Genomic DNA, 16,450 nt, shown 5'->3' with positions numbered 1-16,450 from the left:
AATTTCGTCAGCGGATGACGATCTCATCCGCGCGGATCATGCCGAGCACTGAGCGGGCCTGTTGATCCAGCAGATCGAGATCCAGATAGGTGTCTGACAGTCGGCGGGTCAGGTTCTCCATCTGCTCGATCTCGGCGTTCAGCTGCGCCAGATCGCGAGACAAAACATCGCGCTCGGCGGCAATCTCGACCCGGCGAAACAGACCGTAATCCCCTTGAACGGCGGCAAAGGTGAAATACACCCCCAGCATGAAGGCGATTGAGAAGAAAATGAAAGCCCCTAAACCGGGCCGATTGGAACGGGACACTGTGTTAACCGCCGTGTGAAATACTGCCTCAGAAACGCACCCTTTTTGGATGTCTCGACGCACTATGTCACAGGTGATTCGGGTTGTGAATCCCCTGTGTAGAAAAAGCTGAGACCTGAGGTTTGAGCGCTTACGGGTCCAGCGCGGCCACACCCGGCAAGGTCTTGCCTTCCATCCATTCAAGGAAGGCACCACCAGCAGTAGAGATATATGAGAAATCCGTTGCCGCGCCCGAGGCGTTCAGTGCGGCGACCGTGTCACCCCCACCCGCGACCGAGGTCAGCTTGCCATCGCGGGTTAGTGCAGCCGCCTTCAGCGCCGCCGCATTGGTTGCGGCATCGAACGGGGTCAGCTCAAACGCCCCCAGTGGGCCGTTCCAAATCAGGGTCTGGCTTTTTTCCAGCACTTCGGACACGGCTGCGACGCTTTCGGGACCGGCGTCCAGGATCATCGCGTCCGAAGGGCACTGATCAGCGGGCAGAACCTGATGCGGCGCGTTGGCCTCGAACACTTCGGCCACGACGATGTCGCGCGGCAGGACGATCGTACAGCCTGCGGATTCGGCCTTGCCGAGGATTTCGGCGGCGGTATCGGTCATGGCGTGCTCGGCCAGTGATTTGCCGACATCGATCCCCTGGGCCAGTAGGAATGTATTCGCCATGCCGCCACCGATGACCAGATAGTCAACCTTCTCGATCAGGTTGCCCAGCAGGTCCAGCTTGGTCGACACTTTGGCGCCCCCGACAACCGCTGTGACAGGCCGCTTGGGCGCGCCCAGGGCGGCCTCAAGTGCGCTCAGTTCCTGCTGCATCAGGCGTCCGGCACAGGCGGGCAGCAGACGGGCCAGCGCCTCGGTCGAGCTGTGGGCGCGGTGCGCGGCCGAGAAGGCATCGTTGCAATAGATGTCGCCCAGCTTTGCCATGCCTTGGGCAAGTGGGACGCTGTTTTTGGTCTCCTCGGCATGGAAGCGGGTGTTTTCCAGCAGCAGAACCTCACCTTCCGTCAGGGCGGAGGCTGCGGTTTCAGCCTCATAGCCTACGCAATCATCTGCAAAGCGCACGGGAGCCCCAAAAGCGGATTCAAGTGCTGGCACAAGCTGCTTCAATGACAGCTTGGGTACATGCTGACCACCGGGGCGTCCGAAATGGGCCAGCAGGATGGGTTTACCACCTGCGGCGAGGATATCGCGTACGGTTGGCACGATCCGTTGAATGCGGGTGTCGTCGGTCACCACGCCATCCGCGACCGGTACGTTGATATCCACGCGCACCAGAACCCGCTTACCGCCAAGATCCATATCGTCCAGAGATTTCCAGCCCATCGCGCTCATCCTTGCCCATTGCATCCAGTTTCAGCGGTTCTTTTCCTGCATTTTGCGTTCAGGTCAATGCGTCACTTGGCATTCGCGCGCCCGCGTCATAGGTATTTGCGCAAGTTTCAAAGACAGGAGAGCCAGATGGCCGAGATCAAAGACCCCGAAAACACGATCATCATTGAGCTGAAAGACGGGAATGTCGTTATCGAACTGCTGCCCGACGTGGCCCCTCAGCACTCGGCCCGCATGAAAGAGCTGGCGCGTGGTGGTGAATATGACAACGTCGCCTTCCACCGTGTGATCGACGGGTTCATGGCGCAAACCGGCGATGTGCAGCATGGCGACATGGAAGACGGGTTCAACATTCGTATGGCGGGCACCGGTGGATCGTCGCTGCCGAACGTACCTGCCGAGTTCTCGAAACTGCCCCATGATCGCGGCACGTTGGGTGCGGCACGCTCGGCCAACCCGGATTCGGCCAACTCGCAGTTCTTCATCAACTTCAAGGACAACCATTTCCTGAACGGTCAATATACCGTGTATGGCCGCGTCATCGACGGGATGGAGCATGTAGACGCGATTGTGCGTGGTGAGCCGCCAGCGAGCCCCGACCGCATGATCAGCGTTAAGGTGGCTGCTGATGCATAAGCTGGCTGCAGTTTTTGCCTTGCTGGCCAGCCCTGCGCTGGCAACCGGGCTTGAGATTGAGATCGAGGGCGAGGGGGCCAATGGCACCGTCACCGTCGACCTGTTCGAAGATATTGCGCCCAAGCATGTGGAGCAGATCACCGCTCTGGCCTCTGCTGGTCAGTACGATGGGGTTGTGTTCCATCGTGTGATCGATGGGTTCATGGCGCAGACCGGCGATGTTGAGTTTGGCCGTGTCGGTGGCGACATGCGTCGTGCGGGTACGGGTGGATCGGATCGCCCTGATCTGCCTGCTGAATTCTCGGATTTCAATTATGACCGGGGCGTCGTGGGTATGGCGCGGGCGCAGGACCCAGACAGCGCGAACTCGCAATTCTTCATTATGTTCGAGCCCGGCCCGTTCCTGAATGGTCAGTACACGGTTGTCGGTCAGGTGACAGAAGGGATGGACGTGGTCGATGCGATCAAGCGGGGCGATGGCCCTAATGGCGCAGTGATCGGACAACCGGATGCGATGAAAAAGGTCACTGTGACCGAATAAAAGAAAACCCCGGCGCGCTTCTGCGGGCCGGGGGTTCTTGATGCGGCCGGGTCAATCGTCCTCCGACATCGCCCGCCAGATCAGTGCGCCAATCGCACCGCCGATCAAAGGTGCCACCCAGAAGAGCCACAGCTGCGCCAGTGCCGGACCATCAGCAAACAACGCCACGCCGGTTGACCGGGCAGGATTTACGGAGGTGTTGGTCACCGGAATCGAGATCAGGTGGATCAGCGTTAACCCCAAACCAATCGCAATCGGGGCGAACCCGGCAGGCGCGCCGCTGGAGGTCGCACCGAGAATGATCACGATGAAGAACGCCGTCATGACGATTTCGATCACCAAGGCCGACATCATCGAATAGCCTTCGGGTGACGCCTCGCCATACCCGTTCGACGCGAACCCTCCAACGCCCTCAAAACCCGGCGCTCCGCTGACGATCAGATAGAGCACGGCTGCTGCGGCGATCGCTCCGATCACCTGCGCGATCCAGTAGGGGATCAGATCTTTGGCATCGAACCGCCCTCCGATCATCAGCCCAAGACTGACCGCCGGGTTAAAGTGCCCGCCCGAGATATGACCGACCGCATAAGCCATGGTCAGCACCGTCAGGCCGAAAGCAAAAGAAACGCCCAGCCAGCCGATGCCGACATCAGCAACACCTGCAGCCAGCACCGCGCTGCCACAGCCACCCAGTACCAGCCAGAATGTACCGAAGAATTCGGCCATGAGTTTTGATGACATGAAAAGCCCTCCAGAAATCAATGACTTTAAGGTTAATTCAAAAAACGCTTTTTGTGAAACTGTGAGAATGCGGGGAATTTTCCTTCAAGACACGTCAGATAGGGGGGCTGTCAGGGAATATGCTTATTCCGGTGTGCTGGCGATTGAGAACGACACACTCGGCCCAACTTGCGTTTTTCTCCTTTGCGCTCCAAAGTCCGGTACCGGTTGCGGGCTTGCGATGTGGCGGGGGTATCAAAGTGAAGTTCAAAAAACTGTATTCGGATGCTCAAGGCGAAAGCCATTGGAAAGACATCGAAGTCGAACTTGAAGAGCAAAGCTTTGCACCACCTGCGAAAGCAATCGAGATTTCAAAGCCAGAAGCTGTCAAGCAAACCATGTTCTTGCGACTCAAGAAGGGTTGGGATGAGCCAATTCATCCCACACCTGTCGCTCAAAAGCTCATTTGTCTTTCTGGCTCAGTGCGCGTGACCGCGAGCGACGGGGAATTCAGAGATATTGGTCCGGGTGACGTCTGGCATATGGAAGACAAACACGGCAAAGGCCACCACACAGTAGTAACAAGCGATGATGATTTTCTTTCGGTGATCGTGCAGTACGAGTAGCGGGGGAAGCGCAGACCAAGCCCTCCTGATCAACCAAGCGCATTGCGGCACTTGCGCGGTGTAAGGCCGCTTCGTCCCGCATTGAGGTCATTGTCAGATTTATACGAACACTCCAAAATAAAAAAAAACGCCGCAGGGTATCCTGCGGCGTTGCTGATTGGTCTTGCCGATAAGTGTTTACTGCTTCACTTCCGCCGCCGGGTTGGCACCCGATTTGCCGCTGCGGCCCGGGTTCAGCGGGTCGTCCTGACGCTGCACCGAACCTTCGAAATGCGCGCCGCTTTCAATGGCGATGGTCTTGTGAATGATGTCGCCTTCGACGCGGGCGGTCGAGGTCAGGCGGACCTTCAGGCCACGGACGCGGCCCACGATACGGCCGTTGACCACTACGTCATCTGCAGTGACTTCGCCCTTGATGGTGGCAGTCTCGCCGATGGTCAGCAGATGGGCGCGGATGTCTCCTTCGACGGTGCCCTCGACCTGGATATCGCCCGAGGTCTTGATGTTACCGGTGATGTGCAAATCCGAGGACAGCACCGATGCGGGTGGCTTGGGCTTGGGAGGGGTGCTGGCCTTTGTTTCAGCCGGTGCAGGTGTTGCCGGAGTGGCCGGAGCGGCTGGTTTTGCTGCCTCAGTCTCTTTCGATCCGGGTTCGTTGATTTTGCTCTTAGAAAACATTTCTCGCAGCCTTGATGTAAGTCATTGGGTTAACAGGTTTTCCGTTCACACGGACCTCGTAGTGCAGGTGTGTGCCGGTCGACCGTCCGGTGCTACCCATATCAGCAATATGATCCCCGCGCGAGACCCTTTGACCAACCTTTACGCGTACCTTGGTGTTATGAGCGTAAAGTGTCTCAATCCCAAAGGCGTGCTTGATCTTTACCAGCCGTCCGAAACCCGATTGCCAGCCTGCATGAGTGACAACACCATCAGCAGTCGCGAAGATATCGGTGCCCGAGGGGCCGGCGAAATCAGCGCCATTATGCATGCGGCGACCGCCGGTCTTTGGGTCGCGCCGCGTACCGTAGCCGCTGGTGAAACGAACCGCTGCACGCACCGGGCTGGCGAAGGGGGCCTTTTCCGCAGCGATGCGATAGAGGTTCAGCTGGTCCATCTGTTCCAGCAGGATATTGGCGCGGATCTGGTCGGGGCTCAGTTCCTCACCGCGGGTGCTGAAGGATAAAGGGGTCAGCGGACCGCCCATACCGCTATATCCGCGCCGAACTTCGTCGAGGATACGATCTGTTGGCATGCCCGCGCTGCGGAACATCTTGTCGAGAGGTTCGACCGAGATCAGCATCGCCTCTTCCAACTGGCGGAAAATCTCGTCGCTGCGCTCCTGCATCAGGCGGATTTCAAGCTCGAGCTCGTCACGCTGGTCCAACGCGCCTTGCGCATCGGCAGCGATCTGGTCGCGCTGCGCCGCGGTCCGGGCCAGGGCATCGGTCATAAATGCCATCTGTTCCGGGTTTGCCGATGCCATCGCATAAGCCGCGTCCGCATCATTGCTGGGTTGCAGTTCGGCCAGTTTTGTCCGCGCGTCTTCGCGTTGCTTCATAGTGGCACGCAGCGTGGTTTGGATCACCTCGATGCCGGTTTCCAACTCGCGCCGGCGGTTCTCGGATTCCAGCAATTCGGACTGCATGACCGAAATCTGTTCCAGAGCTGCGTTGAACCTGTCATGTGCAGCCAGCGCTTCGGCCGCACGCGCATCGCGCTCTTCCGACAGAATGTTCAGACGTTCTTGATACGTAGCCTGATCGCGCTTGGCCTGTTCCCGGAAATTGCCCGATCCGATGCTGTCCATCAACAGAACTGACGTGGCAATCGCGGTCCAGGCGACCATCACCGACACACCGGCGACTGCAGCGATCTGAGTTTCAGAACTCAGTCGGATGAACCGCGTGTCGTTGTCAGATTTCAGAAAAACACGGCGCTCTGGAAAGTGCCGCTCGAGCAGTGAGTGTAGTTTAATTGCCAGACGTGTCCGCACGCGTCCTACCTCAATTGTCCCCATATCTCGGAGCCGGTCGTGAGTGAGTAGCCGCTCCTTGACGCGATTGCATAAAGCGGTCGAGGCATTCGGGCAAGTTTGTTAACCAATCAAGAGCTATGAACGGAGATTTACCGCACGTGATCGGCGAGAACTTGCCGATAGCGAGCATTTGCTGTCAGTCCGACACAACTCCGGGTGGTGGCAGGTCTTCGGTCAGGGGCCAATAGAAATCTGGCGGCAGTCCGGCCTCGGCCCGTTTCTCTTCGTTAAATGGTGGTTTCAGCGCGCCGTGGAAATAGCGGCGGACGAGGGCGTGGAATACATCCTTGGGGTCGGCATTCTCGCGCCCGCACAAGAAGTGGAACCATTTCGAGCCATAGGCGACGTGACCAACTTCCTCGGCATAAATCACTTCCAGTGCAGCGACTGCGTCGTCAGCCTTGGCCTTGCGGAAAATGTCGATCATTCCGGGGGTCACGTCCAGCCCACGTGCCTCAAGCACCATTGGGACGACGGCAAGACGACCCATAAGATCCTGTGCGGTGTCCTCGGCGGCGCGCCACATGCCTGCATGGGCGGGCAGGGCGCCATAGTGGCTCCCCATCTGTTCGAGGCAGTCGCAGACCATCTCAAAATGGCGCGATTCTTCTTCGGCGCATTTCACCCAATCGTCATAGAAGCCGATGGGCATGGGCACATGGCCAAACCGGGCAATGATATCCCAATGCAGATCCACGGCGTTCAACTCTATATGAGCGACAGCGTGCAACAGTGCGATGCGGCCGGCCTCGGACCCCGCCCTTCGGCGCGGTACATCACGAGGCGACAACAGTTCGGGCTTTTCAGGTCGCGCAGGGTATAGCGGTGGCTTTGCGGTGCCCACTTCGATCTTGGGCGCGTCGCCTTGCCGGGCTGCGAACCAGGCAGCGGCGTATCGTTTGGACAGGGCGGTTTTCTCGCGACCGACTGATGTGGTCAAAACCTCGGTCGCCATTTCGGTCAGTGTTTTTGACACGCTTGCCCCCTTACGCTTCACTCCGCGCGGGTCATACCCTTGATGCCCGCGCGGGTCGAGAGGGCTAGAGCGCGCGTGCGGCCTCCAACACTTCGTCCACATGACCCGGCACTTTCACCTTGCGCCAGACGCGGGCGATTTTTCCATCCGCATCAATCAGAAAGGTCGAGCGTTCGATCCCCATGGATTTGCGTCCGTACATGTTCTTTTCGACCCAGACGCCATAATCTTCGCACACGCTCTGACCCTCATCGGACAAAAGCGGCGTCGTAAGGCCGTGCTTGGCGACAAATTTGTCATGCTTGGCCACGGTATCGCGCGAGATGCCGAAAACGTTAGCACCCGCATCCGCAAAGGCTTGTAGTTGTTCCGAGAAACCGATGGATTCCTTGGTGCAGCCCGGCGTATCATCGCGGGGATAGAAAAACAGAACGACCGCGCGGCCACGTTGTTCCGACAGGGTCACCTCGCCGCCGCCGTCGCGAGGCAGTGTAAAGTCGGGTGCGATGTCTGAGACTTCGGGCATATTCAAACTCCGGCTGAGAAATTAACGGTTGCCGCATATCATAGGGCTCCGTTGACAGGTTGAAAGGCGTGAGACGCAAATTGGTCCAGCAAGAACAGCAGGATGACACGAAGGCGGATAAGAAACCCCGCCGTCGGTCGCGGCGTCGGACCGCAGGGCTGTGGACATTGCGCGGTGTCTTCATCCTTGGATTTCTGGCACTGGTCACCGGCTTTATGGTTGTCGGCCAGCGCATGCACGCGCCGGATTGGTTGCGCGACCGGGTCGAGGCGCGCCTTGATCAGACATTGGGTGGCGTCAAAGTTCGGTTCGGCGATGTCAGTTTCATCATTCATGAAGGCTGGCGTCCGCGATTGCGACTGACCGATGTTCGTATCAGCGATGCGGACGGACGGCAGATTGCCGAAGTGTCCGACCTGCGGGCCAGCCTGTCGATGCGCCCGCTGTTGCGCGGGCATGTGCGCCCGAAGCGGATCATATTGCAAGGCGCGCAGATTGCACTGACACGGGGTGTCGATGGAGCGCTGTCGCTGACCGTCGGTGCCGGAAGTGCGCCGGTCGGTCAGGCCCGGAACCTGGCGCAGCTGATTGAATCATCGGACGAGGTGTTCCAGGCGCCTATTTTGTCAGCCCTGACCTCGGTCGAACTGGATGCAATTACGCTGGACTATCAGGACCTGCGGTTGGGCCGGTCCTGGGTGCTGGACGGCGGGCGTATTCAGGCCAACCGCAGCGCGGGTGAGGTTCGTCTGGCCACCAATTTCTCGGTGCTGGCCGGTCGCGATTATGTCAGCACGATCGAGGCCAACTATACCAGTTTGCTGGGCAGTCCCGCTGCGCAGTTCGGCATCTCGATCACCGATCTTCCCGCCGAGGATATCGCAGGCCACAGCCCGGCGCTGGCATGGATGCAGGTACTTCGCACACCGATCTCAGGTGCTTTGAGGGGTGGCATTGATACTGAGGGCGCGCTGGGGCCGGTCTTTGCCACGTTGAATCTGGGTGCAGGCGCCGTGCAGCCCACGCCTGAAACAACACCGATCAAATTCGACGCGGCGCGGACGTATTTTACCTACGACCCGAAACAACAGGCGCTGGATTTCAACGAAGTCTCGATCCAGTCTGCCTGGGGTACGGTGCAGGCAGATGGCAAGGCCTTTCTACATGGGGTCAAAGCTGGCGGGTTAGACAGTATGTCGGGGCAGTTCCGCCTCAGCGGGATTGAGATCAACCCGGCCAATCTGTTCCCCGAAGCACTGAATCTGACGCGGGCCGATGTTGATTTCCAGATGAAACTTGCGCCGTTCCGTATTCAGCTGGGGCAAATGACGGTTGAAGACGGTGCACATCGCGCACGGCTCAGCGGGTCTCTGGCTGGTTTGACCGACGGCTGGGTCGCAGCCATTGATGCACAGATTGATCGGATGAGCTCTGATCAGCTGTTGAACTACTGGCCCGAACGACTTGCGCCGAAACCGCGCCTTTGGGTCACCGATAACCTCTATCACGGAGAAATGTCCGATCTGGATTTCGCCCTGCGTCTACGGCCCGGCGAAAAGCCGGACATCTATGCGGATTTCGAATTCGACAAGACCGAGATTCGGTTCGCCAAGACGTTGCCAACTATCCAAGACGCGCAGGGGCAGGCCAGCCTGCTCAACCGGCGCTTTACCGTCTCGGCGCAAAAGGGGATTGTGATCGCGGATGAAGGAGGTACCGTTGATGCCTCGGGCACCTCGTTCATCATCCCCGATACCGGCATCAAAAAAACCACCCCGGCCATTGCGCGGATTAAGGCCAGCGGCAGTGTAACCGCAGCCATGTCATTGCTGGACCGCCCGCCGCTGCAACTGTTGACCAAGGCCAATCTGCCGGTGGATCTGGCCGACGGTCAGGTCAGTCTGAGTGGAACGCTTTCCTTGCCGCTGATCAAGGGCCTGAAGCTGGAAGATACCAGGTTCCATTTCATTGGCGAGTTGTCGAATTTGGACAGCAGCAAGCTGGTACCCGGATTTGAAGTCAGCGCAGACCGATTGGACCTGAACGGGGATCAGACGCAGGTGGCCATCCAGGGCGAGGGGCTGTTTGGCGTCGTACCGGTTGAAGCGCTTTGGCGACAGCCGATCGGAGGCGAAACCCCGCAGCAAAGCGAACTGACAGGTCAAATCGAACTCTCCCCGCGTTTGATGGAACAAATCAATGCCGGACTGCCGCGTGGCATGTTGACCGGAGAGGGGATCGCCGATTTCAGCCTGAGTCTTGGTGCGGGTGAGCCCCCGCGCTTGTCCGCACAATCCGATCTGGTTGGTGTCGCGCTGGCGATCCCTGAGCTTGGATGGCGCAAATCAGCCAGCACTGGCGGCTCTCTGACTGCCGAGGCCATGCTGGGCGCTCAGCTAAGTGTCGATTCCCTTCGGATCAACGCTGCTGGTCTGCGGACAACTGCAGCGATCTCGTTCCGGGATGGCGGGTTCGAAAGGGTACGGTTCAGCACGTTCGAACTGGGCGACTGGCTTGCAGTTCCGGCGGAATTGATTGGGCGTGGTGCCGCGCTGCCAGATATCCGTGTGTTGGGCGGCGTGCTTGATCTGGGAAAATCCACTATCGGCGAGGGAGGCAGCAGCAGTGGTGCTGCCGGGCCCGGGCCAAAGCTGGATGTGAAGCTGGACCGACTACAAGTCACTGAATCCGTTGCGTTGACCGGGTTGACTGGCTCGTTTCAAACCACTGGCGGACTGACCGGCAGCTTTGCGTCGCAAGTCAATGGCGGTGCAGCGATCCGCGGACAGGTCACCCCGCGCGCGTCCCGATCTGCGGTTGGTCTAACCTCGGACGATGCGGGGGCAGTTCTGCGATCAGCGGGGGTTCTGACGCAGGCACGCGGTGGAACAATGCAATTGCAGCTGGATCCGATCGCGGAGCCTGGAAACTATGACGTCGACCTGAAAATCAAAAATACGCGGATCACGGACGCCCCGGCCATGGCAGCGATATTGAACGCGATCAGTCTGGTGGGGTTGCTGGATGAAATGGCGGGGCAAGGTATTTTCTTCGCAGCCATCGACAGCAAAATGCGTATCACTCCGACCGAGGTGAAGGTGCTGAGCGGTAGTGCCGTGGGGCCATCAATGGGGCTGTCCTTTGATGGTACGGTCGACACTGTAGCCGGGATGCTGAACCTGCGCGGCGCGATTTCACCGATCTATCTGGTCAATGCTATTGGCAGCGTTCTGACCAAAAAGGGGGAAGGTATCTTTGCCTTCAACTACACTTTGTCCGGACCGCTGTCCGACCCGCAAGTTTCGGTCAATCCTCTGTCTGGTCTCGCACCTCTGTTTCTGCGCAACCTGTTGCGCGAGCCTGCGCCAACGGTCTCGGATGGCCCGAATGCCACACCGGATCGATCTGGCGAACCCAATCCCGCCTTCCAGACACGTGGTGAGGATCGCTGATCTGAGCTGTGGCCGAATCTGTCGGGCCGATGTATGGCGCGGCCATGAAACTCAGCGACTTTGACTTCCACCTGCCCGAACACCTGATTGCCACGCGTCCCGTCAGCCCGCGCTCGTCAGCGCGACTGCTGCTTGCGCAGGGTGATGCTGTTCAGGACCGGCACGTGTTCGATCTGCCGGACATATTGCAGCCCGGGGACCGTCTGGTGCTGAACGACACCCGCGTCATTCCCGCTCGCCTCAGCGGTCGCCGCCACCGTGACAGCGCGCAAGGGCCGGTATCTGCCGCGATTGAGGCAACGTTGCTGGACCCGCAATCTGATGGTTGTTGGGCCGCGCTGATCAAGCCGCTTAAGAAGATCAAACCGGGCGAAGAGATCGTATTCTCAGACGATCTGAGCGCAACCCTGGACCGAGTTGCCGATGGCCAAGCCTATCTGCGCTTCAACCTGACCGGAGAGGATTTCGATCAAGCGTTGGAGCAGGCCGGCGCGATGCCGTTGCCTCCCTACATCGCAGCGAAACGTGCAGCGGATGAACAGGACAAGACCGACTACCAAACTGTGTGGGCGCGAAACTCCGGAGCCGTAGCGGCCCCAACCGCGTCCTTGCATTTTGATGATGCGCTTTTGCAGGCGCTATCGGAGCGCGGTGTCGAGTTCACGCATGTCACGCTGCATGTGGGGGCAGGCACATTTCTGCCGGTCAAAGTGGAAGACGTGACCACCCACAAGATGCACGCCGAATGGGGACGGGTCAGCGCGCAGGCCGCTGCCGAGATTGCCGCGACCAAAGAAGCGGGCGGGCGCGTTATCCCGTTGGGCACAACGGCTCTTCGACTGATCGAAAGCGCAGCACGCAGCGGCCGGATCGCGCCGTGGGAAGGCGAGACCGATATCTTCATATACCCAGGTTTTGAATTTCACGTCACTGATGCGCTGATGACCAATTTCCACCTGCCGAAATCCACATTGCTGATGCTGGTTTCGGCGTTGATTGGGCAGGATCGGGTCAAGTCGGTCTATGACCACGCTATCGCAGAAGAATATCGCTTTTTCTCATACGGCGACGCGTCTCTGCTGATACCATAGTCGTATCTTGGCCTTCTGCGCCCTTACAATGTCGTAGACAAGCGCGACGTGCTTCGTCATTGACGGCAAAGCGGACAAAACACACCGGCAATTTTGGATAGGCAGAATGCTTCAGGTTCTTTCCAGCGCTTGGGCGCTTCTTCTGGGAATGGGGTTGCTGATGGTCGGCAACGGCCTGCAGGGCACGTTGCTGGGGGTGCGTGGAGAAATCGAGGGATTCTCGACCCTAGAGATGTCCTTTGTGATGTCGGCCTATTTCCTTGGGTTCCTTGGCGGCTCACGTCTGGCGCCTGAAATGATCCGTCGTGTCGGGCATGTGCGCGTGTTTGCTGCGCTGGCCTCGTTTATCTCGGCGGTCATGATCATGTATCCGATGCTGACTGATCCAATTGCATGGTCGATTGGCCGCGTGATTATCGGGTTCTGTTTCTCGGGCGTGTATGTGACCGCGGAAAGCTGGCTGAACAATGCCGCAAACAACGAGAACCGAGGGCAGGCGCTGTCGCTTTATATGATGGTGCAGATGACAGGTGTCGTGAGTGCCCAGGCCTTATTGCTGGTCGGCGACCCGGCAGGATATGAGACCTTTGTCATCGCTTCTATACTGGTTTCGATCTCATTTGCGCCTATTCTGCTGTCCATTTCTCCAACCCCGGCGTTCGATACCACCAAACCGATGACATTGCGCCAGCTGATGGAAACATCGCCGCTGGGCTGCGTCGGCATGTTCCTGCTTGGCGGGATATTTTCAGCGCAATTCGGGATGAGCGCTGTTTATGGCGCTCAGGTTGGATTGAGTCTGGTCGAGATTTCGACCTTCGTAGCGGTGTTTTATATCGGCGCCGTAGTCCTGCAATATCCGTTGGGCTGGATGTCCGACAGAATGGACCGCCGTCTGCTGATTATGCTGGTGGCTGCTGTTGGTGGGATAGGTGCCGTGATAGGCATGATACTGGGCGTCACTTTCACCATGCTTCTCGTAGCTGCCTTTATCATCGGCGGCATGACAAGCCCGCTCTATTCATTGTTGATCGCGTATACAAATGACTACCTGGAGTATGACGATATGTCGGCAGCTTCGGGCGGGCTGGTCTTTATTAACGGCTTGGGCGCAATCGCAGGTCCAATTATCACCGGTTGGCTAATGGGGGCTGGCGTGATTGGACCACAAGGTTTTTTCCTGTTTATAGCAACACTGATGTTCATCATGGCCGCATATGCTGCCTACCGGATGACCCAGCGCGTCTACAAACCTGTGGATGAGACCGGGACAATTGCGGCGATCTATCCGACATCGTCGCCCGTTGCGTTGGAGGTTGCGCAAGAGGTCGCCATTGAGGCAGCCCAGGACGAGCAGGATACGCAAGAACCCGCCTGAGAGTCGGAAATGTGACTTTTGTGTTGCAATATGTTACTGTCACAAATCTGTAAAAGTGATTTTAATGACGTTACGTCCTGGGGAGGGCAATTACGGAGTCTAGGGCAATGGTAGGTCCTGAAGAAGTATTGAGTTTTTGGTTAGATGAGGTTGGCCCCGAGGGGTGGTACCTGCAGGATGAAGCGCTGGATGCGCGGATCCGGGATAAATTTCTTTCAACATGGGAAGCCGCGTGTGAGGGTAAATTCTCGCTTTGGCTGACCTATCCCAGCGGTTCGCTGGCCTATATTATTCTTATGGATCAGTTGCCTCGCAACATGTTCCGAGGAAGCAAACAGGCCTTTGCATCGGATCGCGCGGCACTGGCTGCAGCGAAATGCGCGGTCGACAAAGGCTGGGATCTTAAGATCGACGAACCGGCGCGGCAGTTCTTTTATTTGCCGATGATGCATTCGGAAAATCTGTGCGATCAGGAGCGCTGTGTGCGCCTTATGATCGAACGGATGCCGGAAGGCGGCGAGAGCAATCTGCTTCATGCGCGCGCTCATCGTGAGGTGATCCGCAAGTTCGGTCGTTTCCCGTATCGAAACGATGCGCTGGAACGCGCGACTACTGAACACGAAGCCGCATATGTCAGTAATGGCGGATATGGTTCGACTGTGCGCGAGTTGCAGGCCGCGACCTAGGTCGCGGGCTCACAGCCTTTTAGGATCAGAAGGCGGTCGGTGACAGTGTCGGCGGATGTCGTGATGGCATAGTCGATCAAGTCTTCTGGTTTTTCGACCAGGCCCGCCAATCGGGCCTGAGTGTCTTCCAGCTTCCCCTCCAGATCACCCAAACGTCGCAATGCCGCATTCAACTGTTGGCGTGTGACCGCATCGAGTTGCGTGCCCTGACTGCCAAGGGTCGCAAGATCGCTGCGCAACGCGGCCAGTTCCCCACGAATTCCCTGCGCCTGATCTCGTAGCGGCGCCACGACCTGCAGGTTCTCAGCAAACCCGACCCGGATCTGATCGACAGACTGCGCAAGTTTCCACCCCAAAAACAGGCATAAAGCCAACAATATCAATGTCGCGTTCAAAAGAGCGAGCAGTAAATCTTTGAGCGTTTTAGCCATGATACGCCTTTCGAAAATCGGGAAGGTCAAAAACTGGTAGTGCATATTCGTCAGTTCTAGCCTTTGCGGTAACGTGGGTATAGGCTGAATTCAGCTCCAAATACCTGATTTGACCCCGCGTCACATATGTCGCGGGCTCTGATGTTGATGCGTTGTAAAAAATAGTTTAACGGTAAACTAGTTTTTGAACTGACCTGTGCCGAGAGGGAAACATGGCTGCACAATCTTATGATCTGATCGTAATCGGGGCTGGCCCCGGTGGCTATGTAGCCGCTATTCGCGCGGCGCAACTGGGCCTGAAGACCGCTGTTGTCGAGCGCGAGCATCTGGGTGGTATCTGCCTGAACTGGGGTTGTATCCCGACAAAGGCACTACTGCGGTCATCGGAAGTGTTTCACCTGATGGAGCGTGCCAAGGATTTTGGCTTGAAAGCAGACAAGGTCGGCTACGATCTGGATGCGGTTGTGAAGCGCTCGCGCGGTGTTGCCGCGCAGTTGTCCGGCGGTATAGGTCATCTGCTGAAAAAGAACAAAGTCGCTGTTGTCATGGGCGAGGCATCGATCCCCGCCAAGGGCAAGGTCAGCGTCAAAACAGACAAAGGCACGGAAGACCTAACCGCGAAGAATATCGTTCTGGCCACCGGTGCACGGGCGCGCGAACTGCCGGGCCTTGAAGCGGATGGCGATCTGGTCTGGACGTACAAACACGCGCTGCAACCGCCGCGGATGCCCAAGAAACTGCTGGTCATCGGCTCGGGTGCGATCGGGATCGAATTCGCCAGCTTCTATAACACGTTGGGCGCGGACACGACCGTGGTCGAGGTGATGGATCGAGTGCTGCCTGTCGAAGATGCCGAGATCAGTGCATTTGCCAAGAAAGCTTTCACCAAGCAGGGCATGACCATCATGGAAAAGGCGATGGTTAAACAATTGGACCGCGCCAAGGGCAAGGTGACTGCGCATATCGAGGTGAAAGGCAAGGTTGAGAAACACGATTTTGACACGGTGATCTCGGCCGTGGGCATCGTCGGCAATGTGGAAAACCTCGGGCTTGAAGCCTTGGGTGTGAAGATCGACCGCACGCACGTGGTCACCGATGAATACTGCCGCACTGGGGTAGACGGGCTTTACGCAATAGGTGATATCGCCGGGGCGCCCTGGCTGGCACACAAAGCCAGCCACGAAGGCGTGATGGTAGCTGAGCTGATCGCGGGCAAACACGCACATCCGGTCAAGCCTGAAAGTATCGCGGGCTGCACCTATTGCCAGCCTCAGGTCGCTTCGGTTGGATATAGCGAAGCCAAGGCCAAAGAGCTGGGTTATGACATCAAGGTCGGACGCTTCCCGTTCATCGGCAACGGCAAGGCCATCGCGCTTGGTGAGCCCGAGGGACTGATCAAGACCGTCTTCGATGCCAAGACCGGGGAATTGCTCGGTGCACACATGATCGGTGCCGAAGTCACAGAGCTTATTCAGGGCTATGTGGTCGGTCGCCAGTTGGAAACCACTGAAGAAGACCTGATGAACACCGTCTTCCCGCATCCGACGCTGTCTGAAATGATGCATGAAAGCGTGCTGGATGCCTATGGGCGCGTGATCCACATGTAAGGCCAGGGGGCTCTGCCCCCGCCGCGGCAAGCAGCGACTCCCCCGAGATATTTATAGCCAGATGAAGCAGGGGATCCGTACTTCATCTGGCCGAAAATACCTCGGAGCGCG

General features: G+C 58.0%; 16 protein-coding genes. 8 read left to right on the top strand and 8 right to left on the bottom strand.

Going from position 1 to position 16,450, the window contains the following annotated elements; translation table 11 throughout:
* Positions 1-7: 7 nt before the first annotated feature.
* Positions 8-307, bottom strand: a complete 300-nt coding sequence (locus tag ACR0BI_RS04415; RefSeq protein ID WP_170396518.1) for a septum formation initiator family protein — start codon at positions 305-307, stop codon at positions 8-10.
* A 130-nt stretch (positions 308-437) separates the two neighbouring features.
* Positions 438-1,628: a phosphoglycerate kinase gene (locus ACR0BI_RS04410; RefSeq protein WP_480561359.1), complete on the bottom strand. Its 1,191-nt coding sequence runs from the start codon at positions 1,626-1,628 to the stop codon at positions 438-440.
* Positions 1,629-1,763: 135 nt separating this feature from the next.
* On the opposite strand from ACR0BI_RS04410, the gene ACR0BI_RS04405 reads away from it, so the two are divergent.
* Entirely contained in the window at positions 1,764-2,270 is a 507-nt protein-coding gene (locus ACR0BI_RS04405; RefSeq protein ID WP_170396522.1) for a peptidylprolyl isomerase, read from the top strand.
* Positions 2,263-2,811, top strand: a complete 549-nt coding sequence (locus tag ACR0BI_RS04400; protein WP_480561360.1) for a peptidylprolyl isomerase — start codon at positions 2,263-2,265, stop codon at positions 2,809-2,811. The genes ACR0BI_RS04405 and ACR0BI_RS04400 overlap by 8 nt, the downstream gene beginning before the upstream one ends.
* A 51-nt stretch (positions 2,812-2,862) precedes the next feature.
* Here the strand turns inward: ACR0BI_RS04400 and aqpZ are convergent, their stop codons facing one another.
* Positions 2,863-3,552 (bottom strand): aquaporin Z, encoded by a 690-nt coding sequence (gene aqpZ / locus ACR0BI_RS04395; RefSeq protein WP_480561361.1) that lies wholly within the window; start codon positions 3,550-3,552, stop codon positions 2,863-2,865.
* A 239-nt stretch (positions 3,553-3,791) separates the two neighbouring features.
* On the opposite strand from aqpZ, the gene ACR0BI_RS04390 reads away from it, so the two are divergent.
* Positions 3,792-4,157, top strand: a complete 366-nt coding sequence (locus tag ACR0BI_RS04390; protein ID WP_170403066.1) for a cupin domain-containing protein — start codon at positions 3,792-3,794, stop codon at positions 4,155-4,157.
* A 177-nt stretch (positions 4,158-4,334) separates the two neighbouring features.
* On the opposite strand, the gene ACR0BI_RS04385 is transcribed toward ACR0BI_RS04390, so the two are convergent.
* The 4 genes from ACR0BI_RS04385 to ACR0BI_RS04370 form a co-directional block, all read right to left on the bottom strand.
* Positions 4,335-4,835 (bottom strand): bactofilin family protein, encoded by a 501-nt coding sequence (locus tag ACR0BI_RS04385; protein ID WP_170396528.1) that lies wholly within the window; start codon positions 4,833-4,835, stop codon positions 4,335-4,337.
* Positions 4,825-6,150 (bottom strand): DUF5930 domain-containing protein, encoded by a 1,326-nt coding sequence (locus ACR0BI_RS04380; protein WP_170403063.1) that lies wholly within the window; start codon positions 6,148-6,150, stop codon positions 4,825-4,827. Before ACR0BI_RS04380 ends, ACR0BI_RS04385 begins: the two co-directional genes overlap by 11 nt.
* A 178-nt stretch (positions 6,151-6,328) precedes the next feature.
* Positions 6,329-7,147, bottom strand: a complete 819-nt coding sequence (locus ACR0BI_RS04375; RefSeq protein WP_170422471.1) for a ferritin-like domain-containing protein — start codon at positions 7,145-7,147, stop codon at positions 6,329-6,331.
* Positions 7,148-7,232: 85 nt separating this feature from the next.
* Entirely contained in the window at positions 7,233-7,694 is a 462-nt protein-coding gene (locus tag ACR0BI_RS04370; RefSeq protein ID WP_170396533.1) for a peroxiredoxin family protein, read from the bottom strand.
* Between the two features lie 68 nt (positions 7,695-7,762).
* Between ACR0BI_RS04370 and ACR0BI_RS04365 the strand changes: the two genes are divergently transcribed.
* The 4 genes from ACR0BI_RS04365 (at position 7,763) to ACR0BI_RS04350 (ending at position 14,301) form a co-directional block, all read left to right on the top strand.
* A complete protein-coding gene (locus tag ACR0BI_RS04365) occupies positions 7,763-11,146 on the top strand; it encodes a YhdP family protein (RefSeq protein ID WP_480561362.1) in 3,384 nt (1,127 codons plus the stop codon).
* A 44-nt stretch (positions 11,147-11,190) separates the two neighbouring features.
* Positions 11,191-12,237 carry a tRNA preQ1(34) S-adenosylmethionine ribosyltransferase-isomerase QueA gene (queA, locus tag ACR0BI_RS04360; protein WP_480561833.1) on the top strand — a complete coding sequence of 349 codons (1,047 nt, stop codon included), beginning with the start codon at positions 11,191-11,193 and terminating at the stop codon, positions 12,235-12,237.
* A 106-nt stretch (positions 12,238-12,343) separates the two neighbouring features.
* On the top strand, positions 12,344-13,615 hold the full coding sequence (locus ACR0BI_RS04355) for an MFS transporter (protein WP_170512959.1): 1,272 nt from the start codon (positions 12,344-12,346) through the stop codon (positions 13,613-13,615).
* 107 nt (positions 13,616-13,722) lie between these two features.
* A complete protein-coding gene (locus ACR0BI_RS04350) occupies positions 13,723-14,301 on the top strand; it encodes a DUF924 family protein (protein ID WP_170396541.1) in 579 nt (192 codons plus the stop codon).
* Here ACR0BI_RS04350 and ACR0BI_RS04345 read toward each other — a convergent pair.
* Positions 14,298-14,732, bottom strand: coding sequence for a hypothetical protein (locus ACR0BI_RS04345; RefSeq protein WP_170565982.1), 435 nt, complete (start codon positions 14,730-14,732; stop codon positions 14,298-14,300). The genes ACR0BI_RS04350 and ACR0BI_RS04345 overlap by 4 nt on opposite strands.
* A gap of 212 nt (positions 14,733-14,944) precedes the next feature.
* Here ACR0BI_RS04345 and lpdA point away from each other — a divergent pair, with 212 nt between their 5' ends.
* On the top strand, positions 14,945-16,339 hold the full coding sequence (gene lpdA / locus ACR0BI_RS04340; RefSeq protein ID WP_170396544.1) for a dihydrolipoyl dehydrogenase: 1,395 nt from the start codon (positions 14,945-14,947) through the stop codon (positions 16,337-16,339).
* Positions 16,340-16,450: the final 111 nt, after the last annotated feature.

Source organism: Ruegeria sp. E5 (genome assembly GCF_056534105.1).
Note: the sequence above shows the minus strand (reverse complement) of the source record. Positions and strands in the feature narration are given on the sequence as shown.